This is a genomic window from Flavobacterium glucosi, from assembly GCF_048286535.1.
GTDB lineage: Bacteria > Bacteroidota > Bacteroidia > Flavobacteriales > Flavobacteriaceae > Flavobacterium.
The window spans coordinates 453224-480047 of sequence record NZ_JBLVPK010000001.1 but is presented as its reverse complement, the minus strand read 5'-3'; the positions used below and the strand labels follow the sequence as shown (position 1 = coordinate 480047).

Annotated in this window: 25 protein-coding genes; 10 read left to right on the top strand and 15 right to left on the bottom strand. The window is 36.0% G+C overall.

The window, feature by feature from the left end:
• The first annotated feature begins 183 nt into the window (after window positions 1–183).
• Window positions 184–843 carry a ribonuclease HII gene (locus tag ACNQGD_RS02320; protein ID WP_417998162.1) on the top strand — a complete coding sequence of 220 codons (660 nt, stop codon included), beginning with the start codon at window positions 184–186 and terminating at the stop codon, window positions 841–843.
• Window positions 844–876: 33 nt separating this feature from the next.
• On the opposite strand, the gene lipB is transcribed toward ACNQGD_RS02320, so the two are convergent.
• The 3 genes from lipB to ACNQGD_RS02305 all read right to left on the bottom strand — a co-directional run bounded on the left by lipB (window position 877) and on the right by ACNQGD_RS02305 (window position 3967).
• Entirely contained in the window at window positions 877–1578 is a 702-nt protein-coding gene (gene lipB / locus ACNQGD_RS02315) for a lipoyl(octanoyl) transferase LipB (protein ID WP_417992561.1), read from the bottom strand.
• A 267-nt stretch (window positions 1579–1845) separates the two neighbouring features.
• Window positions 1846–2976 carry a glutathione-independent formaldehyde dehydrogenase gene (locus ACNQGD_RS02310; RefSeq protein WP_417998161.1) on the bottom strand — a complete coding sequence of 377 codons (1131 nt, stop codon included), beginning with the start codon at window positions 2974–2976 and terminating at the stop codon, window positions 1846–1848.
• A 259-nt stretch (window positions 2977–3235) separates the two neighbouring features.
• The gene (locus tag ACNQGD_RS02305; protein WP_417998160.1) at window positions 3236–3967 is read right to left on the bottom strand and encodes a hypothetical protein; all 732 of its coding nucleotides are present in this window, start codon (window positions 3965–3967) and stop codon (window positions 3236–3238) included.
• A gap of 206 nt (window positions 3968–4173) precedes the next feature.
• Between ACNQGD_RS02305 and lysS the strand changes: the two genes are divergently transcribed.
• Window positions 4174–5883 carry a lysine--tRNA ligase gene (lysS, locus tag ACNQGD_RS02300; protein WP_417998159.1) on the top strand — a complete coding sequence of 570 codons (1710 nt, stop codon included), beginning with the start codon at window positions 4174–4176 and terminating at the stop codon, window positions 5881–5883.
• A gap of 438 nt (window positions 5884–6321) precedes the next feature.
• Here the strand turns inward: lysS and ACNQGD_RS02295 are convergent, their stop codons facing one another.
• Complete coding sequence (locus ACNQGD_RS02295; protein WP_417998158.1) at window positions 6322–6648, bottom strand: cytochrome c peroxidase; 327 nt, start codon at window positions 6646–6648, stop codon at window positions 6322–6324.
• 227 nt (window positions 6649–6875) lie between these two features.
• On the opposite strand from ACNQGD_RS02295, the gene ACNQGD_RS02290 reads away from it, so the two are divergent.
• Window positions 6876–7337 carry a hypothetical protein gene (locus tag ACNQGD_RS02290; RefSeq protein ID WP_417998157.1) on the top strand — a complete coding sequence of 154 codons (462 nt, stop codon included), beginning with the start codon at window positions 6876–6878 and terminating at the stop codon, window positions 7335–7337.
• 65 nt (window positions 7338–7402) lie between these two features.
• Here ACNQGD_RS02290 and hemL read toward each other — a convergent pair whose 3' ends face one another.
• The 5 genes from hemL to ACNQGD_RS02265 form a co-directional block, all read right to left on the bottom strand.
• Window positions 7403–8689, bottom strand: coding sequence for a glutamate-1-semialdehyde 2,1-aminomutase (gene hemL / locus ACNQGD_RS02285; protein WP_417998156.1), 1287 nt, complete (start codon window positions 8687–8689; stop codon window positions 7403–7405).
• A 31-nt stretch (window positions 8690–8720) separates the two neighbouring features.
• The gene (locus ACNQGD_RS02280) at window positions 8721–9620 is read right to left on the bottom strand and encodes a glucosaminidase domain-containing protein (protein WP_417997646.1); all 900 of its coding nucleotides are present in this window, start codon (window positions 9618–9620) and stop codon (window positions 8721–8723) included.
• Window positions 9621–9624: 4 nt separating this feature from the next.
• Window positions 9625–10521, bottom strand: coding sequence for a 1-aminocyclopropane-1-carboxylate deaminase/D-cysteine desulfhydrase (locus ACNQGD_RS02275; RefSeq protein ID WP_417992553.1), 897 nt, complete (start codon window positions 10519–10521; stop codon window positions 9625–9627).
• A gap of 88 nt (window positions 10522–10609) precedes the next feature.
• Entirely contained in the window at window positions 10610–12445 is a 1836-nt protein-coding gene (locus ACNQGD_RS02270) for a T9SS type A sorting domain-containing protein (protein WP_417998155.1), read from the bottom strand.
• A 432-nt stretch (window positions 12446–12877) separates the two neighbouring features.
• Window positions 12878–13216: a hypothetical protein gene (locus tag ACNQGD_RS02265; RefSeq protein ID WP_417998154.1), complete on the bottom strand. Its 339-nt coding sequence runs from the start codon at window positions 13214–13216 to the stop codon at window positions 12878–12880.
• Between the two features lie 124 nt (window positions 13217–13340).
• Between ACNQGD_RS02265 and ACNQGD_RS02260 the strand changes: the two genes are divergently transcribed.
• The 5 genes from ACNQGD_RS02260 (at window position 13341) to ACNQGD_RS02240 (ending at window position 17780) form a co-directional block, all read left to right on the top strand.
• Window positions 13341–13517 carry a DUF5522 domain-containing protein gene (locus tag ACNQGD_RS02260; RefSeq protein ID WP_417998153.1) on the top strand — a complete coding sequence of 59 codons (177 nt, stop codon included), beginning with the start codon at window positions 13341–13343 and terminating at the stop codon, window positions 13515–13517.
• 34 nt (window positions 13518–13551) lie between these two features.
• On the top strand, window positions 13552–15534 hold the full coding sequence (locus ACNQGD_RS02255) for a urocanate hydratase (RefSeq protein ID WP_417998152.1): 1983 nt from the start codon (window positions 13552–13554) through the stop codon (window positions 15532–15534).
• A 49-nt stretch (window positions 15535–15583) separates the two neighbouring features.
• A complete protein-coding gene (locus tag ACNQGD_RS02250) occupies window positions 15584–16120 on the top strand; it encodes a DUF4136 domain-containing protein (RefSeq protein WP_417992548.1) in 537 nt (178 codons plus the stop codon).
• 60 nt (window positions 16121–16180) lie between these two features.
• The gene (locus ACNQGD_RS02245; protein WP_417997705.1) at window positions 16181–16582 is read left to right on the top strand and encodes a group III truncated hemoglobin; all 402 of its coding nucleotides are present in this window, start codon (window positions 16181–16183) and stop codon (window positions 16580–16582) included.
• A 64-nt stretch (window positions 16583–16646) separates the two neighbouring features.
• Window positions 16647–17780 (top strand): esterase-like activity of phytase family protein, encoded by a 1134-nt coding sequence (locus tag ACNQGD_RS02240; RefSeq protein ID WP_417998151.1) that lies wholly within the window; start codon window positions 16647–16649, stop codon window positions 17778–17780.
• Between the two features lie 65 nt (window positions 17781–17845).
• Here the strand turns inward: ACNQGD_RS02240 and ACNQGD_RS02235 are convergent, their stop codons facing one another.
• Both ACNQGD_RS02235 and ACNQGD_RS02230 read right to left on the bottom strand, forming a co-directional pair.
• The gene (locus ACNQGD_RS02235; RefSeq protein WP_417997703.1) at window positions 17846–18139 is read right to left on the bottom strand and encodes a type II toxin-antitoxin system RelE/ParE family toxin; all 294 of its coding nucleotides are present in this window, start codon (window positions 18137–18139) and stop codon (window positions 17846–17848) included.
• The gene (locus ACNQGD_RS02230) at window positions 18136–18384 is read right to left on the bottom strand and encodes a hypothetical protein (RefSeq protein ID WP_417997702.1); all 249 of its coding nucleotides are present in this window, start codon (window positions 18382–18384) and stop codon (window positions 18136–18138) included. The genes ACNQGD_RS02235 and ACNQGD_RS02230 overlap by 4 nt, the downstream gene beginning before the upstream one ends.
• Window positions 18385–18782: 398 nt before the next feature.
• Here ACNQGD_RS02230 and ACNQGD_RS02225 point away from each other — a divergent pair, with 398 nt between their 5' ends.
• Window positions 18783–20540 carry an aromatic amino acid hydroxylase gene (locus ACNQGD_RS02225; RefSeq protein ID WP_417998266.1) on the top strand — a complete coding sequence of 586 codons (1758 nt, stop codon included), beginning with the start codon at window positions 18783–18785 and terminating at the stop codon, window positions 20538–20540.
• Between the two features lie 103 nt (window positions 20541–20643).
• On the opposite strand, the gene ACNQGD_RS02220 is transcribed toward ACNQGD_RS02225, so the two are convergent.
• The 4 genes from ACNQGD_RS02220 to alaS form a co-directional block, all read right to left on the bottom strand.
• A complete protein-coding gene (locus tag ACNQGD_RS02220; RefSeq protein ID WP_417997700.1) occupies window positions 20644–21264 on the bottom strand; it encodes a DUF4230 domain-containing protein in 621 nt (206 codons plus the stop codon).
• Between the two features lie 2 nt (window positions 21265–21266).
• Complete coding sequence (locus tag ACNQGD_RS02215) at window positions 21267–22223, bottom strand: GSCFA domain-containing protein (protein ID WP_417998150.1); 957 nt, start codon at window positions 22221–22223, stop codon at window positions 21267–21269.
• A 34-nt stretch (window positions 22224–22257) separates the two neighbouring features.
• Window positions 22258–22635: a GxxExxY protein gene (locus tag ACNQGD_RS02210; protein ID WP_417998149.1), complete on the bottom strand. Its 378-nt coding sequence runs from the start codon at window positions 22633–22635 to the stop codon at window positions 22258–22260.
• Between the two features lie 139 nt (window positions 22636–22774).
• Complete coding sequence (gene alaS, locus ACNQGD_RS02205) at window positions 22775–25423, bottom strand: alanine--tRNA ligase (protein WP_417998148.1); 2649 nt, start codon at window positions 25421–25423, stop codon at window positions 22775–22777.
• 332 nt (window positions 25424–25755) lie between these two features.
• Here alaS and ACNQGD_RS02200 point away from each other — a divergent pair, with 332 nt between their 5' ends.
• Window positions 25756–26733 carry a M23 family metallopeptidase gene (locus ACNQGD_RS02200; protein ID WP_417997696.1) on the top strand — a complete coding sequence of 326 codons (978 nt, stop codon included), beginning with the start codon at window positions 25756–25758 and terminating at the stop codon, window positions 26731–26733.
• Window positions 26734–26824: the final 91 nt, after the last annotated feature.

Genomic DNA, 26824 nt, shown 5'->3' with positions numbered 1-26824 from the left:
AATTAGTTATTTCACAAAAATCACAATAATTTCTTAAAATAACAACTATTTTTAAAATTAAATATTTTGTTTTTGTTAAAATTCTATAACTATAAGAATATATAATATCAAAATTTCATTTATGCATACTTTTCTTTACGAATAATTACGTATAAAACTGTATTTTTGCTAAAATCACTTTTAATGCTAAATCTATTTTTTTTAACACCAAATTTAGAAACAGGAACAGATGAAGCAGGTCGTGGATGCCTTGCCGGACCTGTTACTGCCGCTGCTGTAATACTACCTACTGATTTTCAAAACGATACATTAAATGACAGCAAGCAATTATCAGAAAAAGCCAGGGAAAAATTAAGACCTATTATTGAGCAACAAGCCATATCATTTGCGGTAACACACTTAGAACCTTCAATAATTGACCAAATAAATATTCTGAATGCCGCTATAAAAGCAATGCAGGAAAGTATTCTAAAATTGGATCCAAGACCTGTATCAATTATTGTAGACGGAAATAGTCCTTTAATTCCTAAAGGAGGAATTAAAAATCGAGGAGGGAAAATTTTTACTGCTGCTGAACTCGAAATCCTAAATTCGATTCCAAATGCCAGTATTGTAAAAGGAGATTCCAAATACATGAGTATTGCTGCTGCCTCAGTATTGGCAAAAACGTATCGAGATGAATATATGAATCGGATTCATGAAGAATTTCCGATGTACAATTGGAAACAGAATAAAGGCTATCCTACCAAAGAACATAGGGAAGCCATTCGGATTTATGGAGTTACAAAATACCACCGAATGACATTTCGATTGTTACCGGAACAGTTGAAATTGGATATTTAGATTCTTAGACCTATTTGAAGCCCAACAATCTCGTTATCTAATAATCGAACATTCAAACAAATGGGAAAAATGTTTCAGGATTTTTTCTTTTACTTCTTCTTCATTGACTTTTTCTACGCCAAGTTCTATATTTAATGAAGTCACCGCTTTACCGCGAATCCCACACGGAATAATATTGTCGAAATAACCCAAATTAGCATTTACGTTTAAAGCAAATCCGTGCATGGTCACCCAACGGGAAGCGCGCACGCCCATCGCACAAATTTTCCTTGCAAATGGAGTTCCTGCGCCTAACCAAACACCGGTTTCACCTTCGCTTCTCCCACAAGCAATTCCATATTCTTGAAGGGTAAGAATAATGGCTTCTTCCAGAAAACGCAAGTATTTATGAATATCAGTAAAGAAATTTTCTAAGTCTATAATGGGATAACCCACAATTTGTCCAGGTCCATGATACGTAATATCGCCACCACGATTTATTTTATAGAAAGTCGCTCCCTTGGCTTCGAGTTGTTTTTCAGATAAAAGCAAATTACTCAAGTCTCCACTTTTCCCTAAAGTATAAACATGTGGATGTTCCACAAAAAGAAAGTAATTAGGCGTTTCTAAGTCGAGTTCTTCCCTGCGATTTCGAATTTTCAAGTCAACAATTCCTTTGAACAATTCTTCTTGGTATTCCCAAGTTTCTTTGTAATCTTTAGCCCCTAAATCTTGAAGTTGGATGGTTTTATTCATTTATAATTGAGAGGAACACTGTAATCTTACCTCATTCCCTATTTTTAGATTTACAAAGGTACAAAGGTTTGAAATAAAAATGTAAAACACGGCAGTATGAATAATAAAATTTTAAAAGATAACAATAAGTGCAGAAACAATGGATGATACTATTGCTTACTTTAAAAAAGTATTAGAAAATAATCACCCATTTTTATTCCGCACCACTCCCGCTCCAATTGCCACAGATAAATCTCTGTAGATTTAAGTTAAAAACTTCAAATTATTTTATGCTTTATAATTTTCAACTCTAATCATCTCCGGTTTCAATATCACTTTGGTCCAGCCATTGTCACGGGCATCAAAATGCGCATAAGCCTCTGGAGCCTCGTCTAGTGAGAGTTCATGCGAAACTATTAATGATGGTCTTGCTTTACCCGCAGAAATCAATGTAGAAAGTTGGCGGTTATACGATTTCACATTCGCCTGTCCCGTGGCAATTCGCTGCCCTTTCATCCAAAATTGACCAAAGTCAAAATCCATGTGCCCTTCTTTTTGTAGCTCTTCTTTTGATTTTGGATCTTTTGGCACAAAAACCCCGACAACCCCTATAGACCCTGTTGCTTTGACAGCTTGCACCAGTTCGTTCATCGTTATATTAGAATGCTCCGCACCATGTTTATCACAACATTGGTAACCTACACATTCGCAACCTTTATCAGCTCCTTTACCTTTGGTTAGTTCCAGCACCTGTTCCACAGCGGATCCCTTTGAAAAATCGACAGCTATGGCACCCAATTCCTCAGCAAGCTTCAACCGGTCGGGATGATTATCAACCACCATTATTTGGCTAGCGCCTTTAATACTTGCTGAATGTGCTGCCATGAGTCCCACTGGCCCTGCTCCATAAATCACTACTGAATCGCCTGGTTTTACATCAGCCAATTCTGTAGCATGATATCCTGTAGGAAAAATATCAGATAACATCACATAGTCATTTTCTTTTTCAACAGCGTCTTCTGGTAATTTGAGACAATTAAAATCGCCATGAGGAACGCGCAAGTATTCGGCTTGTCCACCACTAAAAGGTCCCATCCCTGCAAAACCATAAGCGGCACCAGCCATTCCCGGATTCATTGTAAGACAAAAACCGGTTAATCCATTTTCACAATTGCGACAGTGACCGCAACCAATGTTGAATGGAAGGCAAACCATATCCCCAATTTTAATTTGAGTTACTGCTTTACCTACTTCCACTACTCTACCCATATTTTCATGTCCAAATATTCTTCCGGATTCCATATCGGTCCGGCCTTGATACATATGCAAGTCCGATCCACAAATATTAGTGGCGGTTATTTTAACCAATACATCTGTGGATTGCTCAATTTTGGCATCCGGCATTTCCGTGACCCTCACATCGCGGGGGCCATAATAAACAAGTGCTTTCATAATGTCTTTATTTAATTGTTTTACTTATTGATTAAGGTATTCATCCTTGTGCTTTCAGTATGTCTTTAAATTTTAAATAAAGGTTTAAAGTTATGGTTGTTTATTTAAATTATTAATTGTCAAATAGTTAATATAATGTTATTGTTTATATTAAGTTACATCATGCTTGAAAATAAGTTGAAATCTTAAAACTGTTTCGTTTTAAAAAAAAATTATTGAAATAAAACTACTCCAAAATCACTTCTAAATTCGTGCTTTCTGGATTTACCAAACAATCTGCAATTAGAAATTGCAATTCCAATGATTTTCTGTCTTTACTGATTTTCGCATTCGAATTTGACACCGTCTTTATTTTTCTGGGAAAATGATACTTTAAGATATAAGGCTGCGTGATTTTAAATTTAGAAACTTGCGTTTTATATCCTTCAATTTTATCCTGCTGTTTTTTTAGCTCAACTGCATCTGTAATTTTTACTATTCTTTTAAAAAGACTTCCGTCAAAAGTGTATTTTACACTGTAATAATGTTCTTCTGCAACCAATGCATAATTATTTTCTATATCATCCGCATATTCTTCGGTTTTGTATAAATCCGCAACTTCCTCTATTGTATTAAAATTTTGACTGATTGTTGTTCGAAATTCTTTCTCGTAAGAACTTTTCTTGATGTGAACGTTAACGGTTGCATATTTTTGAAAAATAGCCTTTTCGGATGCTGGAAGTTTCGAAAATGTTTCCGAATATTTCGTTATAAAATCTTTGAAGACGTAAGTTGTATCCTCGAATTTTTCTTCTTTCGAATAATTTTCACCCGCTAATTGCATGTAACTGTGTTCGTCTCGAAGTGATTCGGTTTCTATTCTTCCCGTTCCGTCTTGGTTTAAATGGATGGTTTCGGTGATTTGACAACTTGTAGCGAGTAGTACTAAAAGTAACAAAGCGTAAATTTTATTTTTCAATTTTTATGATTTTGAATCGTTATTTTCTATCAAATGTAAATTAATAACTACAATCCCTAGCCCAGATTACAGTGGAAATCCTTTTTATTTTTCCTTTAAAAATAAAAAGATTAAAACGGAAAGCTGGAAATAGCTCCAAAAAACGGTTAGCACTTTGCTACTTTGCTACTTATACAGTATCTTTGCGCTCTTAAAAACAGCATAAAATGGCATTATCCGAACAAGAAATATTACGTAGAGAAGCACTTACCGAATTACGCAATTTAGGCATTGAGCCTTATCCAGCAGCCGAATTTATTACAACCGCTTATTCCAGCGAAATCCTAGCCGATTTCGAGAAGTACGAAGGAAAAGAAGTTGTTTTAGCAGGACGTTTGATGGGTAAGCGTATCATGGGAAAAGCGTCATTTGCTGAATTGAAAGATGCTGAAGGACGCATTCAAGTATATGTTTCTAGAGATGATATTTCGACTGATGAGGAGAAAACGATGTACAATGTAGTTTTCAAAAAACTATTGGATATTGGCGATTTTATCGGAGTTCGCGGAACGGTTTTCAAAACACAAGTGGGAGAAATCTCGGTTCATGTTTATGGATTGACGGTTTTGGCAAAAGCCTTGAAACCACTTCCTGTTGTAAAAACGGATGCCGATGGTAAAACACATGATGCTTTTGCTGATCCGGAACAAAGATACCGTCGTCGGTACGTGGATTTGACCGTGAACGATCATGTCAAAGAAACGTTTATCAAAAGAACTAAATTGTTCAATGCGATGCGTTCTTTCTTTAATGACAAAGGGTATCTTGAAGTAGAAACTCCCGTTTTACAACCAATTCCTGGTGGAGCTGCTGCGCGTCCTTTTATCACGCACCACAATTCTCTTGACATGCCTTTATACATGCGTATTGCAAACGAATTGTACTTAAAAAGATTAATTGTTGGTGGTTTTGAAGGAGTGTATGAGTTTTCAAAAAACTTTCGTAACGAAGGAATGGACCGTACGCACAATCCTGAATTTACTGCCATGGAAATATATGTAGCCTACAAAGACTACAACTGGATGATGAAATTTGCCGAAGACCTTTTGGAACATTGTGCAATTGCCGTAAATGGAAGTTCAGAAGTGACTTTTGGAGAACATACTATCAATTTCAAAGCGCCTTATGCTAGAGTTACGATGACGGACTCTATCAAACATTTTACAGGATTTGATATTTCAGGAAAAAGTGAAACAGAGTTATTTGACGCTGCTAGAGGAATGGGAATTGACGTGGATAAAACCATGGGTAAAGGAAAACTGATTGATGAGATTTTTGGCGCTAAATGCGAAGGAAATTATATTCAACCCACTTACATCACCGATTATCCTAAAGAAATGTCACCATTGTGTAAGCAACACCGTGACAATCCGGAATTGACAGAACGTTTTGAATTAATGGTTTGCGGTAAAGAAGTGGCCAATGCCTATTCAGAATTGAATGACCCGATTGACCAAAGAGAACGTTTTGAAGACCAAATGAGATTATCTGAAAAAGGTGATGATGAAGCTACCGGAACTATTGATGAAGATTTCTTGAGAGCGTTAGAATACGGAATGCCTCCAACATCCGGAATGGGAATTGGAATGGACCGTTTGATTATGTATTTGACAAATAATGCTTCTATTCAAGAAGTATTGTTGTTCCCTCAAATGCGACCAGAGAAAAAACAGGTTAAAATTGAATTAGAAGACGATGAGAAATTGATTGTCTCCTTATTGCAAGGAAATGAAAACCAAATGGATTTTGGTCTTTTAAAAATCAAATCGGAATTGAGCGGTAAAAAATGGGACAAAGCCATGAAGAATTTATCTTCTTTAGGCTTGACTGAAGTTGTCGTGAATGGTGACACTAAAGCGTGCCGATTGAAAGAGTAAGCTTATTCAAAAATATATTTATAAAAAAGGAACTTCGTTATGGAGTTCCTTTTTTTATAGAATAAACTAAAAAATTATAGGCGATACTGAATACGATGTAATCACATAAAAAAGCCGGCTCTACAATAGTAGTGTGTGTTTTTTCATATTTGTTGTTTTTAGCCCTGATGGAAACGGAAAGCCCGGAGCGCAAAAAGCTTGTTTTTCTTGTCCTGAAAAAGCGACCAAGGGAAGCTCTTTTCAGGACTTAGAAAAACGGCTTTTTTAGTGAGGACTTATAGTGTACAGCAGGAAATAGCTTCTGAAATTAATATTCGGAAAAGCGTTCGTCCGTTAGGTATTGCATGTCAGTCAATGTTTTTAGAAACGCAATTATTTTTGATTTTTTGGTTGCGGTCATAGGAATTCCAAGCGACCCGTTTTTATTTAAAATTGGGTCTAAAGTAACTGATCCGTGGCGTGACAACTGGAACATTTCTGGTTGAAAATTGCATAACCGTCCTGCTCGTCTTGAGTGAGCGTTCCTCCGGATTCATTGCGGCGATACTTATCAAAACTAGAATTCGAGGACGTGATCATAACCATGAATTGCCCCAAGGCTTTGAGCATGTTTTCGGAATTGATTAGTCCATCGGAAAAAGCAACTTTGAAGAGCTTTTGGTACTCTGAATCACTTTTCATCATCGTGATGGTTTTGGCAAAATCGCCATTCATTTCAATGGGACTCGTAAACGGAATAATAGGTTGCAAATCCAAATGTGACACTAAAATAATTTAATAAATAAACCCCAAAAGTCAAGAAATAAAACTGGAAAAAAGCTGATAAATATCATGCTTTAGCATCCACGAAAGTTATTTTTTGATGTCTTTTACACCAACAACAGCAATTATAAATGTTCCCATACCATTACAACCAAACGATAAACTTTTGTTAAGGATTAAACTTTTCAAACCTATCCTTGTCCTACAACCATTAACTTAAAACAATACAAATGAAAAAATTATTTATCGTTGCATTATTAATTGTCGGAATGACAAGCTTTGCACAAGAAAGAAAAGCAAGATCCGAGAGAGCCAAGATGGAACAAATGACTCCAGAACAAAGAAACCAGTTGCACCTGAAAAAGATGACTTTGGAATTAGATTTGAATGCTTCACAACAAAAAGAGATGAGTAAAATCATTGCGGAACAAAGTGCCAAAAGAGAAGCTAAAATGGCGGAACGAAAAGCAACTAAAGATTCCGGCAAAAAACTTACTGCTGACGAACTTTTTGCTAAAAAAAGCCAAATGTTAGACGAGCAAATTGTGATGAAAGAGAGAATGAAAAAAATTCTTTCAGCAGACCAATACAAAAAATGGAATGACATGAAAGGGAAAAGACATCACGCAATGAAAAAAAGAATGATGCACCATAAAGACAGAAAACCAGTAGAAACGGCTAATAAAAAATAATCCATTCACTTGAAATATTTCACCTTATTTCATAAGAAAGCCCCAAATTTGGGGCTTTTTTGTATTTAAAATGTTTTCGAAACTTTATCTATTGCCCGAATGGTAAAATCTAAATCCTCATACGTTAATGCATCGGTAATAAACCATGTTTCATAAGCCGATGGCGCAATATAAATTCCTTCCTGCAATAATCCGTGAAAGAATTTCTTGAACGTCTCGTTATCGCCGTTTGCAGCGGTTTTAAAATCAACAACCGGAGTAGCATCAAAATGAACCGAAATCATCGACCCAATGCTATTGATTGTAAATGTTACGTTATTTGCTTTCAGCACTTTATCAATTCCTGCCGCCAAATACGCTGTTTTCTCTTCTAATCTTTGAAAAATAGCACGGTCATTATCTAAAGATTGCAACATTGCTAATCCCGCAGCCATTGCCAACGGATTTCCAGACAATGTTCCTGCCTGATAAACGGGCCCTAACGGAGCCAGATAATTCATAATTTCTGCACGGGCGGCAAAAGCACCAACAGGCAATCCTCCCCCGATTACTTTCCCGAAGCAAACAATATCAGCTGTTATATTGAATAATTCCTGAACACCACCTCTGGCGAGTCTGAATCCAGTCATCACCTCATCAAAAATCAATAGAATTCCATTATCGGTACACAATTGGCATAAGCCTTCTAGAAAGCCTTTATTTGGCGGAATACAGCCCATATTCCCTGCAACAGGCTCCACGATTATGGCTGCGACTTCATTTTTATTTGATTCAATTAAGGTGGCTACATTTTCTAAATCATTGTATTTTGCAAGCAAAGTATCCTTGGCTGTTCCTGCAGTAACTCCGGGACTGTTTGGCGAACCAAAAGTAATTGCTCCACTTCCGGCTTGGATTAAAAACGAATCGGAATGACCGTGATAACAACCTGCAAATTTTATTATTTTATCTCTTTTGGTAAAACCGCGAGCCAATCTTACAGCACTCATGCAGGCTTCGGTGCCAGAGTTTACAAATCTGATCTTATCAATATTTGGAACCATAGCAACGGCCAAAGCGGCAATTTGCGTTTCTAGCTCTGTTGGCATCCCAAACGAGGTTCCTAATTTAGCCTTCTCAATCACGGCTTGCACTACCGGCTCGAATGCGTGTCCTAAAATCATTGGTCCCCAAGAATTGATATAGTCAATCAAACGGTTTCCATCTTCATCATACAAATAAGCACCTTTGGCACTTTTGACAAAAATTGGAGTTCCACCCACTGCTTTAAAAGCTCTTACTGGCGAATTTACACCTCCTGGAATTACTTTTTCTGCTTCAGCAAAAAGCTGACTGCTTCTTTTATATAACATTTATGAATTATGAATTATAGTTATTTTTCAATTATTTTACCATCAATCGCTGTCCAATAGAGAGTGTATTGTCAGAAAGATTATTATTATTTTTTAAATCCTCAATCCTTAAATCGAATTTTTTTGAAATGGAATAAAGCGTATCTCCTTTTTGAACTACATAAGAAGCCAGACTATTATGGACTATATTTCTGGATTCTATTGTTAATTCCTCCACCATTTGTTTTTCATTAGACACATAATTGACATCCAGAACCTGACTGTCATACTGATCTAAATGGTAACGCTCAATGTACGAGATTAATTTATCCGGATATTTTGGATCTGTGGCATAACCCGCAGATCTAAGTCCTCTGGCCCAAGCTTTGTAATCATCTTTTGAAAACCCAAAAAGTTTAGCATACCTACTTCTTCCTGTCAAAAACAAGGCGTGATCTTTAAAGGATTCTGAAGGATTATCATATTTTCTAAAACATTCTTGCGAGGAGTCATCATCATGTTTTACTGTTTCACCTGCCCAACCTTCATGGCATTTTATTCCAAAATGATTATTGGCAGTTAAAGCTAAATCGCCTCTTCCTGCACCCGATTCCAGGATTCCCTGAGCTAATATAATACTTGCGGGAATTCCGTAATTCCTCATATTTCCCATTGCAGCATCTTTATATTTAGAAATATATAGGCTAACAATATCATTCGTAACCACAGTTTTTGAAGTTGAAACAATTATTTCCGTTTCGTTCTTTTTCTGTTCTGGTTTTACTGGTTTTGAAGCTATGAATTTTGTTGTCTTGGAGCCTGTAGGATTCGTTTTTTTTGTGGTTCTGACTATTACAGTTTTTGATCGTACAGGCGCTTTTTTTGTAGTTACAATAACTGGCTTTGCGGCATTACACCCTATCAAAGTAATTATGGTAAGAAGCAGTAGCATTTTTTTAAACATTGATGTCGATTGTTGGTAATTGTTTATTTCTTAATTTCATATTCATCCCTTGAATTCCCTGAATTCCTCCCGTATGAATTAGTAAAATTTTTGATTCAGCAGGAAAATAGTTTTTTTGAATTAAATCTATAACGCCAAAAACCATCTTTCCCGTATAAATGGGATCCAAAGGAATTTTATTTTTGATGTAAAACTGGTTGATGAACCCGATTAAGGCTTCATTAACTTTCCCGTAACCTCCAAAATGATACTCCGTAATTAGCTCCCAATTTTGATTTTGAACAAAATTACAAATTTCCTCTTCTAAAAAATCACCTTTTAAAGCTGGAAATCCTAAAACTCTTTGGTGCGGTAAAGCACTGTTAATAATTCCCGAAATCGTACCGCCAGTTCCTATTGAGCAACAAATATAATCAAATTCAGCATCTTCCGGAGTTAGAATTTCTTGACACCCTTTGATAGCTAACGCATTTGTGCCGCCTTCAGGTAGTAGATAAAAATCGCCAAATTGCTCTTTTAAATTCGCTAAAAAAGAAAGTTCACTTTTTAACCGATAGTCCTCCCTTGAAACAAATTCCAGTTGCATTCCGCAATTTTGAGCGAATGATAACGTAGGATTCTCCGAGATTTTACTGCCTAACTCCTCACCACGAATAATTCCGATGGTTTTAAATCCTTTTTCTTTTCCTGCAAAAGCCACTGCCGCGATATGATTTGAAAAAGCGCCTCCAAAAGTAAGCAGCGTTTCATAATGCTCCGTTTTCGCTTGCAGCAAATTGTATTTCAGCTTTCTGAATTTATTTCCCGAAACAAAAGGATGAATCAGGTCTTCCCGTTTGATGGTTACTGAAATGGCGTTTAGAAACGGAGATGTTAACTGTTGATTCAAGCTAAGTGATTTTGGCACAAAGGTAAAATTATATCTAATAAAAATGCAACCCCTTTCAGACTGCATTTTGTTTCATTAATATTGGCTCTTATCTTCTGATGATTATTTTTTGACCAACTTCAATTTTATTTTTAGTTGCTATTTTAACAATATAAATTCCATCACTAAGTCCCGAAGTAGAAAAGGTATATACAGAGTTCGATCCTAAATCTTTTTTATTAAAAATTAATTTTCCGGCAACATCATATAAATTACAAGTAGTAAGATCTAGTGATAATGGATTACTAATGGTTAAGTTCTTAGTAGAATTATTTTGATACACCACAAAACTTTGACGTGCTGCTTCGTCAACTCCTAAAGTAACATTGTTTTTAAAAGTAATTTCAAACTGTGTATTGTTGACTCCTCCCGGCAATGTCAACTCATAGAAATCGTTTTTGATATCGTGGTATAAATCGGTTATCTTATCATGTAAATAAACGGAATTCGTACTTGTAAAATTCAATATTTCTTTTACTGTAATCTTAAAATTAGCTTGATTTGTATTTTTAAAACCAATTGAAATCTTTTTATCCATATCAAAACTCACTGCGTTTATAAGATATTCTTCGTCATTTATGACAAAGTAAACATCTGCCGGACTTTCATCACTAGAAGACATTGCATCCATTGCACGGTCAACCCCGTCAGTAGCTTCTGGAACAAATGCCAAAACAATTTGGCGAACGCCTTGATTATTCAACAAAGTATTAAATCGTATTTGTGGCGTTGGCGCAGTAGTAACCGTTTTATAATCAAACCCGGATACTGATGGAATATCTGACAGGTTAGCTGAAGTAGTTTTTACTTTATTTGAATTTATATTTTTTTCAAATTGAGAAAAATTTAACACATCTTCTTTAACAAAAACCCTGTAACTGTTTTTCATCTCTACGATGCCATTAACTAATCCATCAATCATGAAACCTTGTCCAATAGGAGAAAAACGTCTTTCATAATTTCCTCCTGCACCAGAAGTTGGGCCTTCATTCCCAGAACCATCGTACGAAAAAAAAGTAGCTGGCACATATATACCTGATCCTCTTCTAGAAACAGGAGAAAAAGTTCCATATCCGCCTTTATAGTCAGCTATATAATGGGAATCAGCTGTTTTATCCTGTTCCCAGAAATAAGCAATTCCGGTGCAATTTGTTTGTTCAAACAAAAAAGCAGATAAATCTATGGCAGATGGATAGGGATTCCCAGTCAATGTAAATTGCTCAAATGCAACTGGAATAGAAATAGTTCCATCATTAGGTTTTCCTCTAAAATCATATCGCTGTTTACCGCCTGGATTATTTTGAACTCCATTTATAGTTATTGAATTAGTCCCAGAACTCCCCTTCATCGTAAATCCTTCTCCGGCATTTATATTCGAATTTACTCCCACCTGATTCCAATCTGAATAACTGGAGGAAGCAGTTAACTTAAAAATCCAATAGGGTGCAATTTTAAATGGACTGGCAGTTCCATCGTAATTATTCATTGCCAAAGGAGTCGAATTATTACTATTTGTCAAGTCTAAAATATCTTTTAATTGTGTAATTCCAAAAGCAGAATTTCCAGCAGTTGCATTACTCCCTCCCACAGGGGAACACCAGTAATTAAATTGAAAATTGTTTGTAGTTCCTTCTTGAAAAACGGACAAGCTGCCAAGACCTTTATTAGAACTGGTCGATGTAGAACCTTGTACTAACTGAGCATCTTTCCTTAGATAGAAATTACTGTTGGTGGCATTTAACTCTAATTGCTGTTTTACAAAAACCACTTCGTTATTGGCAAAAACGTAACTATTCGGACTTACATACATCTGGGCATTTACATTGTTGTGCAAAAACAATCCAATAACAACCAACAGTGTTCGTTTAAGTAATTTTGAGTTCATAAGTCCTTAAATTAATTTGTATGAAATAAATTATATTCTTTATTATGACATTACATTTTAAGACAATGCCTCTTTCAAAAAAATGAAATTTTCTTTAGCCTTAAAAAGATCTAAAAACACATTCCTAATCAAGTATTTTAGGAAAAAAAATCTGTTTTGAGCTATTTTTATTTAAAGTTACAAAAAAAATAGAATAGGAATCAGCATAAATACCGATAAAAAGCACAAACAATCGATTACAAACATTTTTTTAATTTTAAATATATAATTTCTTACAATTTAAAAATCAAACAATAGCGTTTATTCATTTAAGTATTTCAAATAAAAAAAATCCTAAAACCCTGTAAGTTAATACTGTGTAATTGCTTTAACTCCACAAACAGGAAGGGATAAATTACAATCAAATTTAAGAAAAAGATTTTCCAAAGACTATTACTCCTTTAGGTCCACATATTTTAAAAAGAGACAAAAAGACCTATTTTTTAAGTACTCTAAATTTGATTCATTCTCATAAGCCTCTCTCTCAAAACTAATGTTTCTGTAGGCCAAATTTGCATTTTTATACTGAATCAATCGAATACAATATTCTAACAAATACCAAATAAAAAAAGGAAATATTAATAATTCTGCCTGCTGGCGCAGATGGATTTTTTCGTGATTAACAAAAACAGCATTTTCCTTATCTATCGGATATTTCACCAACACAAAAGGAAATACAGCCAATCCACGATACCCTTTCGGGATTAAAAATTTAGCAACAATCAGCAACATTCGCTATAAAATTTATAAATTTGTAATGCTAAAATGTTTTTATTTAATGAAAAACGCAATCGTTTGAGTAGTTTTTATTAAATAAAGCAAATCAAATGACTTATACAATCGAATAATCTCAAATATGATTGACCAAAGTAATGAAAATAAATTGATAGAAGGAGAAGATTTCTATTACACACCTGAAGGCTATAAATGTTTCACTGTAAAGTTCCATTTAAAAAGAGGATTTTGTTGCAAAAGCGGTTGTCGTCATTGTCCGTATGGTTTCGATAAAAAAACAGGCACAAATAAAAAGTAAACAGATTCAAAAAAAGCAATAACAAAATTATCCAATGACTTTTCAAGAACAAATACAACTAGGAATTCCATCGGTTTTACCGAAGAGAAAACCATACGAAACAGATATCAATCACGCACCAAAGCGCAAAGAAATCCTTTCGGTTGAAGAAAAAAAACTGGCGTTACGTAATGCGTTACGGTATTTTGAACCGCAACATCACGCTGAATTAATCAAAGAATTTTCACAAGAACTGGAAACCTATGGTCGTATTTATATGTACCGTTTGCGTCCGGATTATAAAATGTATGCGCGACCTATTGCGGAATATCCCGGAAAAAGCGAACAGGCCAAAGCAATTATGCTGATGATTCAAAACAATTTGGATTATGCCGTAGCACAACATCCCCATGAGTTGATTACTTACGGTGGGAATGGAGCCGTTTTTCAAAATTGGGCACAATATCTTTTGACGATGCAATACTTGTCAGAGATGACGGATGAGCAAACATTGACGATGTATTCCGGTCATCCAATGGGATTGTTCCCTTCGCATAAAGAAGCTCCACGAGTTGTTGTTACAAACGGTATGGTAATTCCTAATTATTCTAAACCGGACGATTGGGAAAAAATGAATGCATTAGGCGTTTCACAATACGGACAAATGACCGCAGGAAGTTACATGTACATTGGTCCGCAGGGAATTGTACACGGAACAACTATTACTGTTTTGAATGGTTTTCGTAAAATAAAACGCAGTCCAAAAGGCGGCTTATTTGTCACTTCAGGATTGGGCGGAATGTCAGGCGCACAACCTAAAGCCGGAAATATTGCCGGTTGCATCACTGTTTGTGCCGAAGTCAATTCAAAAATAACGCACATTCGCCACAGTCAAGGATGGATTAATGAAGTGATAGAAAACGTGGATGAACTCGTAAAAAGAGTCGCTTTGGCGCAAGCCAATAATGAAATTGTTTCCATCGGGTATCTTGGAAATGTCGTTACTGTTTGGGAAAAATTTGATCAAGAAAATATTCATATCGATTTAGGATCTGATCAAACTTCCTTACATAATCCATGGGCTGGTGGTTATTATCCTGCTGACGTTTCTTTTGAAGAAGCAAACGAAATGATGGCTACGAATCCTGATTTATTCAAAATAAAAGTACAAGAAACATTACGCCGTCACACAGCTGCAATCAATAAACACACTGCGAGAGGAACCTATTTCTTTGATTATGGAAATGCTTTCTTGCTAGAAGCTTCCCGCGCTGGTGCGGATGTAATGGCCGAAAACCATATTGATTTCAGATATCCGAGTTACGTACAAGATATAATGGGACCCATGTGTTTTGATTTCGGTTTCGGCCCTTTCCGATGGGTTTGTGCTTCGGGGAAACCAGATGATTTAGCCAAAACAGATGTAATTGCCTGTCAGATTTTGGAAGAAATGGCAAAAACAGCACCAGTAGAAATTCAGCAACAAATGCAGGATAATATCCAGTGGATAAAAGGCGCTCAGGAAAACAAACTGGTTGTAGGTTCCCAAGCCAGAATCTTGTATGCTGATGTCGAAGGCCGTGTAAAAATTGCCGAAGCTTTTAATCAGGCTATTGCGAAAGGCGAAATAGGAACTATCGTTTTAGGTCGCGATCATCATGATGTTTCCGGCACCGATTCTCCCTACAGAGAAACGTCTAATATCTATGACGGCTCCCGTTTTACGGCCGATATGGCAATACAAAACGTCATTGGAGATAGCTTTCGAGGCGCCACTTGGGTATCCATTCATAATGGCGGCGGTGTGGGCTGGGGAGAGGTAATTAACGGTGGATTTGGTATGGTTCTTGATGGTTCAAAAGAAGCTTCAAGACGTTTAGCATCAATGCTTTTCTGGGATGTCAACAACGGAATTTCCAGAAGAAGCTGGGCCAGGAATGACGGAGCATTATTTGCTATAAAAAGAGCGATGGAGACGCAACCTTTATTGAAAGTGACCATCCCTAATATAGTAGCCAACAATTTGTTGGATTTTTAAAAATTGAACGTATCTTTAGTAAACAGTGTAGTAATCAAATAATCACATCATGAAAGCAATTAAACTCCTTCCCGTATTTCTACTTTTGGTAATTGCCTCATGCAGTTCCGTAAAAGTATATTCCGATTATGACAACAAAGTAGATTTTAGTCAATATAAAACCTACGCTTTTCATAAAAAAGGAATTGACAAAGTTGAAATCTCAGAATTAGACAAGAAAAGAATCCTTAATGCCATAGACCGTGAATTGAGCAAAAAAGGAATGACCAAAAGCGAAAATCCAGATTTACTTATTAATATACTAACCAAAGAAAGAGAAAAAATAGACGTGAACCAATACAACGCCGGTTGGGGATATGGATGGGGATGGGGATGGAATCCATATTTATGGGGAGGACGCAGCACTTATGTTTCCTCTTCAACCGAAGGAACATTGTATATTGATTTAATTGATGCCAAGAAAAAAGAATTGGTTTGGCAAGGTGAAGGTGTTGGTTATCTGACTGAAAACCGCAACGAAAAAGAAAAACGAATCAATGAATTTGTCGCAAAAATCTTAGAGCAATTTCCGCCTAATGCAAAATAGTTTACCATTACATTTCAACATAAAAGCCTACCTTTGCGAAGGCTTTTTTTATACCCAATTATGACGCAATTTAACGACATTACCACATTCGAGGACATCAAATTATTGGTTGATGTTTTTTATTCTAAAGTTCAAAAAGACGAATTTATCGGACCCATATTCAACGAAAAAATAGGCAACCGCTGGCCCGAACATCTGGAAAAAATGTACCGCTTTTGGCAAACTATTTTACTCGAAGTCCATTCGTATTCCGGAAGTCCATTTCCACCGCACAAACAACTGCCGGTTGCCAAAGAACATTTTGATCGCTGGATGCAAATTTTTACGGAAACTACCGATAGTTTATTTGCAGGTCCATTGGCCGAAGAAGCTAAAATACGTGCTAAAAACATGGCTGAAATGTTCAACTACAAAATTGACTATTTCCGCAATCTCGAAAAAAACCAAACGAACAATTCATAGTTTCTAAAGTGTTTCTTTTTAATCCAAAATCTGTTTCTTTTTGCAAATAGCAATACATTTCTTTATGCGTAAATTATTATTATTTTTAGTATTTCCAGCTTTTTTATTTTCTTGTTCGAATTTAAAACAAACCGCTGAAAACAAACCAGCACCCCGTTTAAACCTGATCCGTTCGATTGAAATTCCTTTTGGTGAAACCTTTCAGAATACAAAAGTGGGCGGATTATCCGGAATCGATTATGATGCAAAAAACGATTTGTATTATTTGATAAGTGATGACAGATCGATGTTTAACGATTCTAGATTTTATACTGCAAAAATTCGTTTGCTCGAAAATAAAGTAGAAGGGATCGATTTCCAAAGCGTCGGCATTTTAAAAAATGAAACCGGAAAAGTGTATGGCAATTGGAACACCACACCAACTACTTCAGCAGATCCCGAAGACATCCGATTCAATCCAAAAACAAATACTTTGGCTTGGAGCAGCGAAGGTGCGCGAGTGATTACTGCAGATAAAGAAGTTTTACAAAATCCTTCCCTAAATTTTATGGATTTGAAAGGTGACTTTCTGGGCAACATCACATTACCTGAAAATTTAAAAATGCAGCAACTGGAAAAAGGTCCGAGAAATAATGGCACTTTAGAAGGGATAACTTTTGACAAAAACTATAAAAATATTTATACCAACATTGAAGAACCTTTATTTGAAGACGGCGACCAAGCCAACACCAGCAAAGGCGGTTTGATTCGGTTGTATCAATTTAATGCCAAAACAAAAAAGAACACTGCTCAATATGGCTACCAACTGGAGCCTATTGCTCGTGAACCCAATCCAAAAGATGCTTTTGGTGTAAATGGCGTTTCGGCGATTCAATATTATGGTAAAAATCAATTGTTGGTTGTGGAACGTTCCTATTCTAACGGAACACAAGCCTGCACCGTAAAAGTATTTTTGTGTGATTTGAAAAAAGCAACTAACGTCAAAAATTACCCTTCAATACAAAACCAAAAATTGGAATTAGCTTCTAAAAAACTAATCCTAAACATGGATGATTTGGGAATTTTTATTGATAATATCGAAGGACTTACTTTTGGACCAAAATTGGCAAATGGTAATCCATCTATCATTTTTGTTTCGGATAATAATTTTTCTGACAAACAAAAAACACAGATTTTGGTGTTTGAGTTGGTGAAGTAGCTATTTACTTAAAGACAACTTTAAAATGCATCTATAAAAAAACCCTAATAGTGATATTACGATTTTTAATATTTTTTTAATTTATCAGGATTTTGTTTTCCGTTAAAAATATCCAAAATTAAGACTTCTTTTTTTGTTCGCTCATATATGATTTTGTAAGACCAAATACTTACATGACGGAATTTTTCTTTATTAATGATGGGGTCAATTGCAAATTCATACCGTTCATCGCGCAACGAATCAACCAATTCAATTATTTTATCCAAAACCATTTCTGCATTTTGTGGACTATCCTCAAAAATATAATTATAAATTTCAGAAAGCGATTTTCTAGCTTCCTGTGACCAAATTACATTCATTTCTTTTGGGATAAAATATGACTTCGAACTTGTTTAGAAGTATACGTTTCTGCTCCATCTGCAACTGATTCACTAATGGATTCAATGCGTTCTATGTACTGGGCTTTAGTCAAAGCTTTGCCTTCAAGAGTATGGGCAACAATAGGATTCCCTTTCAAAACAGCATCTATTTGTTCCAATATTTTTTTGTCTTGAATCTCTATTAGTTTTTTGATAATCTGATTTTTATATGCCTCGATGTTCATAATACTTTCGTTTAATAGAGTAAAGATACGAATTTTACAACGCATTGCTGAACAGAAATTCTTCTTTAATTGGAATCAAATATGCTAAGAAATAACAAACCTAAACAGTTATAAAAACCTTTTAAAATTTGAAGGGTACTATTTTATGAATCCACAACTCCCCAAGCCCAGATTGCAATGGAAAGCTTTTTGCGAAAGCCGTTTTGGTTTTTCTTATTGCTGCAGAGCGACTCCTCTCCCCAACCCTCTCCAAAGGAAAGGGGGAAAAGAGGAATACCACTTTTTATTGCTCCTGCAGGAACACTAGAAAACAAACGGGTTTGCAAAAACTTGCAATGAAAAGCGGGAAATCGCTCCTGAAATTCGTACTTTTGCAGCAGAACTACAACGTTTTAGATATGAACTCAACTATAGAAAGCAATCCGTTATTAGACCGATTGCCAAAGCACTTAAAGCAATTTATTAAACCTCAGGATTATAGCGATTACACGCCCATAAATCAAGCGGTTTGGCGTTATGTGATGCGCAAAAATGTAGATTACTTATCAAAAGTGGCGCATAGTTCCTACTTGGAAGGATTGAAAAAGACAGGAATCGAGATTGACAACATTCCTAGTATGTATGGCATGAACCGTATTTTGACTGAAATAGGTTGGGCTGCTGTTGCCGTGGATGGATTTATTCCGCCCAATGCTTTTATGGAATTTCAGGCGTATAATGTACTGGTAATTGCTTCTGACATTCGCCAACTCGAACATATAGAATACACGCCTGCACCTGATATTATTCACGAAGGTGCTGGTCATGCTCCCATTATTGCCAATCCAGAATACGCAGAATATTTGAGACGTTTTGGAGAAATAGGTTGCAAAGCGATTTCTTCGGATAAGGATTATCAAATGTATGAAGCCATTCGATTGCTTTCGATCGTGAAAGAAGCCGAAGATACTCCCCAAGCCACTATTGATGCTGCTGAAAAAGCGGTGGAAGATTTGCAGAATAATATGGGGGAATTATCTGAAATGGCACAAATCAGAAACCTGCATTGGTGGACTGTCGAGTACGGATTGATTGGCATGGTAGAAAACCCGAAAATATACGGGGCCGGCTTGTTGTCATCAATTGGCGAAAGTGCGCATTGTATGACCAATGAGGTAAAAAAAATCCCTTATGATATATCGGCAGCCAACCAGAGTTTTGACATTACAAAACTGCAACCACAACTTTACGTAACTCCAGATTTTGCTTATTTAAGCTTGGTTTTAGAAGAATTTGCGAATAAAATGGCCCTTAGAACAGGCGGTTTATCGGGAATAGAAAAACTAATTGATTCGAATGCTCTAGGAACTATCGAAATGAGCACTGGTTTACAAATTTCGGGTGTTTTCAGTTCCGTAATTGAACATGAAGGCAAGCCAATTTACATACAAACTACTGGAAAAACGGCATTGGCATACAGAGAAAAAGAATTAGTAGGACATGGAACTTTGACACATCCTGATGGCTTTGGAAGTCCAATAGGAAAACTAGAAGGCATCAATCTGGCTATTGAAGACATGAGTCCAAAAGATTTAAATGCTTACGATATTCTGGAATCTAAAACGGTAAAACTAGAATTTGAAGGCGGCATAACCGTAGAAGGCGAAATCATAACAGGTTCCAGAAACTTGCAGGGAGAAATTATTCTAATTCGTTTTAAAAACTGTACTGTTACGCATAAAGAAACTACTTTGTTTCAACCGGAATGGGGAATTTACGATATGGCTGTTGGTAAAAAAGTGATTTCGGCATTTTCAGGCCCTGCTGATGTGAATAGTTTTGATTTGATTTCGCATGTACCAACAAGCAAAACCATCAAAGCGAAACATACCGCAGAACGGGATGATTTAGAGGTTTTATACCAAACGATTCGAAACATAAGAGAAACTAAGGATACAGAAACTTCTTTGGTACCAATTTTTGAAAAATTACGTACTAATCATCCAAACGATTGGTTATTAGCTGTTGAAATTACAGAACTTTTGAAAGACACAAACGAACCTCAATTACTTCAGGAAATAATAATTTATCTTGATCAATTAAAAGAAAAAAGACCTGGAGTAGCACATTTGATAGCTGGCGGTTTGGACTTGATTTTCGACAAAGAGAAAGCTTAGTTTTCCAATTTAGGTTTGTCAAATCGAGCGCAGTCGAGATTTTTAATAGGCTTAAACAGCTATAAAAATGGTTTCGACTGTGCTCAACCTGACAAAAAAGCTATTACAATTTTATTTTTTGTCCAAAATCTTTCTCGCTTTCGATTACTTTTCCTTCGTATTGCAATTTCCAACCCATGGTATTGGTCAGAATCAATATTTTAGATAATTCACTTATCAAGCGATTTTGAGCATTTGTTTTCAAGGACGATTTTTCTATTTTTTTGGCCAGATTCGCTTTTACCGATTTGTTGATTTTATTGTAATCATCACCCGTAAAAGGATTCAATTTGCTTTGCTCCACATCATAAAACTGAATATCTGGACTTATTTTTATTTCTTCTTTTGGAATACTTACAATGGTGATGGTCTTATTCTTTTCATCGATGTCGTACTTCATTTTGTGCAAATCGTACGCTACAGTCACATCGGCATTGACAACAACCAACGCTTTTTTCTCGAAAGAAAGCATATCCAGCAAGTATTTTTGTTGGTTTTTATAAGTGATGACTTCAGAGAAATGACCTTCAGTAACGACTAATTTTCCGACGTTCAGAATTTGTTGCTGAATAAGGTTTGTGTTGTAAGTGATATCCTCATCATCTTTTTTCTTAAAATCACAGTATTTGAACAATAAAAAGATTCCACCGATAATTGCTATTCCAATAAGTAGTCTTCTAAGCATAATTAAAATTTCATGAATGAATATTGATTCTCCAATTTAGTGATTTTTTCTCTGACTTTGGACTCAAATTTTAAATGACTTTCAGAATTCGGGTTAAAAGGCTTATGCAGAAGACTTTTTTGAATACCCTCCACTTCATCCATAACAGCAAAAGCAGTTTCGGAAAGCGTAGTTTCCTTGAAAAGTTTCCAAATATAATCAATTGCCACTGGATTGGGATGCAACATATCTTCGGTATAAAAACGGTAATCCCGAAGTTCATCCATCATGATTTCGTAGCTAGGAAAATATTCAGTGTTCAGCTTGCATTGTTCAGAATTCAGAATACTGTGAACAGCCGAAATCAAATGTGCTTTACTCAACTGATTTTCAACAAAACCGTCTTTGATGTGACGCACCGGCGAAACCGTAAAGATAATATTGCAATCCGGATTTACCGAATGAATTAATTTGATTGTGTTTGTAATACTTTTTTTTATTTCTTCAACAGAAAGTAATTCTTTCTTGAACTGTTTTTGAGGTACTTTATGGCAATTCGCCACAATTGAATCGCTTTCTATATTTCGATAAACCCATGAGGTTCCATACGTGATGACGAAATGTGTTGATTCGGTTATTTGTTGATTTTTTGATTTGATTATTGCGCTTAATGATGCTAATAATCCCTCTTTACTTGAATTACTCAAATCCGAATGCACGTCAAAACAATGCCAACGTTCATTATGAAAAAAAATATCGTTTTCTGTAAATTGCTTTCCGGAAACAACAAGATCAATTAACTTTTCAATAGAAACCGGATTGAAAATTATCCCAAAAGGGTTTATGGTGTTTTGAAATTTAAAATACTGAAATTTATCTCCCATATTTTCAGCAAAGCAAGAACCTAAAGACACAATCTTTGAATTGTAATCTATTGGATGATTACTTTTAGGAATGGGAATTTGGGTTCTGAAGTTCATGTTTATTTATGGCAAAGCCGCAGAGACGGATCGGTTAAAGGTTATTTACAATTCTTGTAATTCCTGTTTTAATTAGTGGTTCGTTGAAATTAATTAACAAGCCCAATTTCATTTCTGTAATTTTCAGATACGTTAAAAGTTGCTTTGGATGCACATTAGCAATTTGTTCAACTGATTTTATTTCTAAAATAACTTTATTTTCTACGAGTAAGTCAGTTCTGAATCCAATATCTAATTTTACTTCATCCCAGACAACGGGAAGTGGTTTTTGACTTTCAACCGTAAGTCCTCTTTTCGTTAACTCATAAAACAAAATAGCTTCATAAACTGACTCTAATAGTCCTGAACCAAGCCTAGTGTGTATTTTGTAACAAACATCAACAACAATCTTTGAAATATCGTTTTCAGTCATTTTTTATTTCTTGCTAATATATTAAAAATCTCGCAAAGTCGCAGAGACGCAAAGCTATTGTTACTGGATATTTTAAACATTTATCCACAAACACTTTGCGTCTCTGCGACTTTGCGAGACAAAAAAATTTACGAGATAATTACTTTACAAAGTCAATCGCTTTTTCCAATGCTTGTTGAATTCCAGCTACATTCTTTCCTCCTGCTGTAGCAAAAAACGGTTGTCCACCGCCTCCACCTTGGATAAACTTACCCAATTCACGAACTACTTGTCCGGCATTTAGGTTTTTCTCCGCCACTAATTCTTTAGAAATATAGCAAGTCAACATAGGTTTTTCTTCGTCGGCTGTAGCCAAAACAAGAAATAAATTTTTTCCTAAATTTCCTAATTCATAAGCCAAATCTTTGGCTCCTTCCGGATTTAAATCCACTTGTTTAGCTAAGAATTGTATGCCGTTTATTTCCTGTAATTCAGCAATTAAACTCGCTTTCAAATTTTTGACTTTATCTTTCATCAAAGCCTCGATTTGTTTAGCCAATTTTGCATTTTCGTCTTGCATCGAATGAACGGCTTTCAGAATATCCTGAGGATTTTTTAAGGCTGTTTTCACTTCATTCAATGTGCTTTCATACGAAGCAAAATGTGCTTTAACCGCATCACTTGTAATCGCTTCGATACGACGAATTCCCGCAGCAACCGCTCCTTCAGAAACAATTTTGAAATGCCAGATTTCCGCCGTGTTTTTCACGTGGATTCCACCACATAATTCCATGCTTTCGCCAAATTTAATCGCACGAACCTCATCTCCGTATTTTTCTCCAAACAATGCCATTGCTCCTTCTTGAACTGCCTGCGTAAAAGGAATATTTCTTCTTTCGATAAGTGGTAATTGTTCCTGTATTCTTGCGTTTACAAAATCCTCTACTTGTTGTAATTCCGATTCTGTCATTTTAGCAAAGTGCGAAAAGTCAAAACGCAAATAAGTTGGATTAACCAAAGATCCCTTTTGTTCTACGTGTGTTCCCAAAACACTTCTCAACGCCTGGTGCATCAAGTGTGTCGCCGAGTGATTTCTGGAAGACAAACTTCTTAAATCCTGATTTACTTTGGCTGTAAAAACTGCGTTTACATTTTCCGGTAATTTTTTTGCAAAATGCAAAATCAGGTTATTTTCTTTTTTAGTATCGATGATTTCGATAGTTTCATTTGCAGAAACCAACGTTCCTTTATCACCAACTTGCCCTCCACCTTCTGGATAGAAAGGCGTGTTATCTAAAACGATTTGGTATAAAACTCCGTCTTTTTTACTGTCAATTTTACGGATGCGAGTGATTTTTACGTCACTTTCAGATTGATCGTAACCCACGAATGTTTCTACATTTCCAGGAATCAACACCGACCAATCTTCGGTAGAAACTTCTGATGCGGCGCGTGAACGGGCTTTTTGAGCTTGCATGGCTGTGTTAAAACCAGCTTCATCCAGTTCCAATCCTTTTTCTCTAAGAATCAATGCGGTTAAGTCAATTGGGAATCCGAAAGTATCGTATAATTCAAAAGCCTTAACTCCTGAAACTGTTGATCCTTTAGTTTCGGTAACTACATTTTCCAATAATTGTAATCCTTGGTCTAACGTTCTCAAGAAAGAAGCTTCTTCTTCCCGAATCACATTCGTAACCAATTGTTGTTGTGATTTGATTTCCGGAAAAAACTCCCCCATCTGATTGGCCAAAACGGCTACCAATTGATTGATAAACGGTTCTTTGGTATTCAAAAAAGTAAATCCGTAACGAATTGCACGACGCAAAATTCTGCGAATTACATAACCAGCGCCAGTGTTTGATGGCAGTTGTCCGTCAGCTATAGCAAAAGCCACCGCACGAACGTGATCGACCACTACTCGAATAGCGATATTAGTTTTGTTTTGCTCTTCGCTCTCTTCGACTCCGCTCAGAGTGACATCATTTGAAGTGTATTTTAATCCTGTAATTTGCTCTACTTTTTCAATAAGTGGCGTAAAAACATCGGTATCATAGTTGGAAGTTTTTCCTTGCAACGCCATACACAAACGCTCAAATCCCATTCCGGTATCAACGTGTTGCGCGGGAAGTTTCTCTAAAGAACCGTCCGCTTTACGGTTGAATTCCATGAATACGTTATTCCAAATTTCCACTACTTGCGGATGGTCATTATTCACTAAACTTTTTCCGGAAACTAATGCTTTTTCTGCTGCAGAACGTAAGTCAACATGAATTTCGGAACACGGTCCACAAGGGCCTTGATCTCCCATTTCCCAGAAATTGTCTTTCTTGTTTCCAAGAATGATTCGGTTTTCGTCAATCAATTCCTTCCAAATATCCCAAGCTTCCTGATCGAACGGTACGTTTTCTTCCGGGTTTCCTTCAAATACGGAAACGTATAAATTTTCTTTTGGAATTTTATAGACTTCTGTCAAAAGTTCCCAAGCCCAGTTGATGGCTTCTTTTTTGAAATAATCTCCAAAAGACCAGTTTCCCAGCATTTCAAACATGGTGTGGTGGTACGTATCAAAACCGACGTCTTCTAAGTCATTATGTTTTCCTGAAACCCGAAGACATTTTTGTGTATCGGCAATTCTATTGCTTTTTGGCGTAGCGTTCCCAAGGAAATATTCTTTGAACTGCGCCATTCCTGAGTTGTTGAACATCAGGGTTGGATCGTCTTTTAGAACTATGGGAGCCGATGGAACGATTAAGTGTCCTTTTGATGCGAAAAAATCCAGAAATTGTTTACGTACGTCTTGTGATGTCATTTTTATTGTTTGTTCGGTTATTTGTTAATTTGGTTAATCGGCTGTATCGCATAAACGAAAGACCAAATGATCGAATCAACATTTTATGCCCCAGATAACAGTGAAAAGCTTCGAGATATATACCTCTATTTTTTCTTGAGGTGGCAGAGCGCCCGGAGGAAGCTCCTGCTGGCTCATTAGAAAAAAAGATTTATAAACGAGAACTTGCAACGAATAGCTGGAATAGGCACATTATTTTATTTATTATTGAAAAAAGGGTGTAACAAATGAAACATTTATTAAATTTGTTCGTCTAACCTTCTACTGTGTGCAAAAATAGGGTATTTTAAAATATGTCGAAAGTAAAATATTATTACGATTCCGAAAATCTAGCCTATAGAAAAATAAAAACACGAAAAAGAAGAAAATTTGGTGTTATTATTCTGTTCTTATTGGCATCGGGATTGTTTGGTTTTTTAAGTTTTGTTGTTTTATTGAACACTCCTTATTTTGAAACACCAAAAGACCGTTTGCAAGCGCGTGAAATTGAAAATTTGAGATTGAATTATGCGTTGCTGAACAAAAAAATGGATCAGGTAAATGGCGTTATTGAAGCTATTGAAGATCGGGATAATAATTTGTATCGTGTGTATTTTAATAAAGCCGCGATTCCGGATTCTATTCGAAAAGCGGGATTCCCCGGGAAAAATAGATATAAAATATTAGAAGGGTATGACAATTCCCAGTTGGTAATCAATACCACAAAAAGGATTGATGTCCTTAGCAAGGAATTAGCGATTCAGTCGAAATCATTGGATGCGATTTTGAAATTGGCAGAAGCGAAAAGTGATTTTTTGTCAGCCATTCCTGCCATTCAGCCAGTACGAAATGAAAATTTAAAACGACTGGCCTCTGGTTTTGGTTATCGAACGGATCCATTTACAAAAGCGAGAAAAATGCATGAAGGAATGGACTTTACGTCCAAAACTGGAACTCCCATTTATGCTACCGGCGACGGAGTTGTAGCAAAAGCAGACAATACCGCCTCCGGATATGGAAATCATATTGTTATTCGGCATGGATTTGGATACGAAACTTTATACGCACATTTGAGCAAATATAAAGCGAGAGCTGGACAACGCGTAAAACGAGGCGATGTTATAGGATATGTGGGAAGCACTGGAAGATCCGAAGCGCCTCACCTACATTATGAAGTTCATAAGAACAATAAAGTGGTAAACCCACTTAATTTTTATTACGGAAATATTTCGGCAGTGGAATATGTTGTCATCGCACAATTAGCGAATCAAGAGAATCAATCATTAGACTAATACAAAAATAGTGTTCGGTTGGCATTATACAGTAAGAAGATAAAAAATAGTATTCAGTGACTCATTCAACTGGACAAAAAATAAAAATTGA

What these genes read in the sequence shown, in the direction of transcription:
- ACNQGD_RS02320 (WP_417998162.1), top strand. Translation starts at nt 184, where the DNA reads ATGCTAAATCTATTTTTTTTAACACCAAATTTAGAAACAGGAACAGAT.
- lipB (WP_417992561.1), bottom strand. Translation starts at nt 1,578, where the DNA reads ATGAATAAAACCATCCAACTTCAAGATTTAGGGGCTAAAGATTACAAA.
- lysS (WP_417998159.1), top strand. Translation starts at nt 4,174, where the DNA reads ATGGCATTATCCGAACAAGAAATATTACGTAGAGAAGCACTTACCGAA.
- ACNQGD_RS02290 (WP_417998157.1), top strand. Translation starts at nt 6,876, where the DNA reads ATGAAAAAATTATTTATCGTTGCATTATTAATTGTCGGAATGACAAGC.
- hemL (WP_417998156.1), bottom strand. Translation starts at nt 8,689, where the DNA reads ATGTTATATAAAAGAAGCAGTCAGCTTTTTGCTGAAGCAGAAAAAGTA.
- ACNQGD_RS02280 (WP_417997646.1), bottom strand. Translation starts at nt 9,620, where the DNA reads ATGCTACTGCTTCTTACCATAATTACTTTGATAGGGTGTAATGCCGCA.
- ACNQGD_RS02270 (WP_417998155.1), bottom strand. Translation starts at nt 12,445, where the DNA reads ATGAACTCAAAATTACTTAAACGAACACTGTTGGTTGTTATTGGATTG.
- ACNQGD_RS02265 (WP_417998154.1), bottom strand. Translation starts at nt 13,216, where the DNA reads ATGTTGCTGATTGTTGCTAAATTTTTAATCCCGAAAGGGTATCGTGGA.
- ACNQGD_RS02260 (WP_417998153.1), top strand. Translation starts at nt 13,341, where the DNA reads ATGATTGACCAAAGTAATGAAAATAAATTGATAGAAGGAGAAGATTTC.
- ACNQGD_RS02255 (WP_417998152.1), top strand. Translation starts at nt 13,552, where the DNA reads ATGACTTTTCAAGAACAAATACAACTAGGAATTCCATCGGTTTTACCG.
- ACNQGD_RS02250 (WP_417992548.1), top strand. Translation starts at nt 15,584, where the DNA reads ATGAAAGCAATTAAACTCCTTCCCGTATTTCTACTTTTGGTAATTGCC.
- ACNQGD_RS02245 (WP_417997705.1), top strand. Translation starts at nt 16,181, where the DNA reads ATGACGCAATTTAACGACATTACCACATTCGAGGACATCAAATTATTG.
- ACNQGD_RS02240 (WP_417998151.1), top strand. Translation starts at nt 16,647, where the DNA reads ATGCGTAAATTATTATTATTTTTAGTATTTCCAGCTTTTTTATTTTCT.
- ACNQGD_RS02235 (WP_417997703.1), bottom strand. Translation starts at nt 18,139, where the DNA reads ATGAATGTAATTTGGTCACAGGAAGCTAGAAAATCGCTTTCTGAAATT.
- ACNQGD_RS02230 (WP_417997702.1), bottom strand. Translation starts at nt 18,384, where the DNA reads ATGAACATCGAGGCATATAAAAATCAGATTATCAAAAAACTAATAGAG.
- ACNQGD_RS02225 (WP_417998266.1), top strand. Translation starts at nt 18,783, where the DNA reads ATGAACTCAACTATAGAAAGCAATCCGTTATTAGACCGATTGCCAAAG.
- ACNQGD_RS02220 (WP_417997700.1), bottom strand. Translation starts at nt 21,264, where the DNA reads ATGCTTAGAAGACTACTTATTGGAATAGCAATTATCGGTGGAATCTTT.
- ACNQGD_RS02215 (WP_417998150.1), bottom strand. Translation starts at nt 22,223, where the DNA reads ATGAACTTCAGAACCCAAATTCCCATTCCTAAAAGTAATCATCCAATA.
- ACNQGD_RS02210 (WP_417998149.1), bottom strand. Translation starts at nt 22,635, where the DNA reads ATGACTGAAAACGATATTTCAAAGATTGTTGTTGATGTTTGTTACAAA.
- alaS (WP_417998148.1), bottom strand. Translation starts at nt 25,423, where the DNA reads ATGACATCACAAGACGTACGTAAACAATTTCTGGATTTTTTCGCATCA.
- ACNQGD_RS02200 (WP_417997696.1), top strand. Translation starts at nt 25,756, where the DNA reads ATGTCGAAAGTAAAATATTATTACGATTCCGAAAATCTAGCCTATAGA.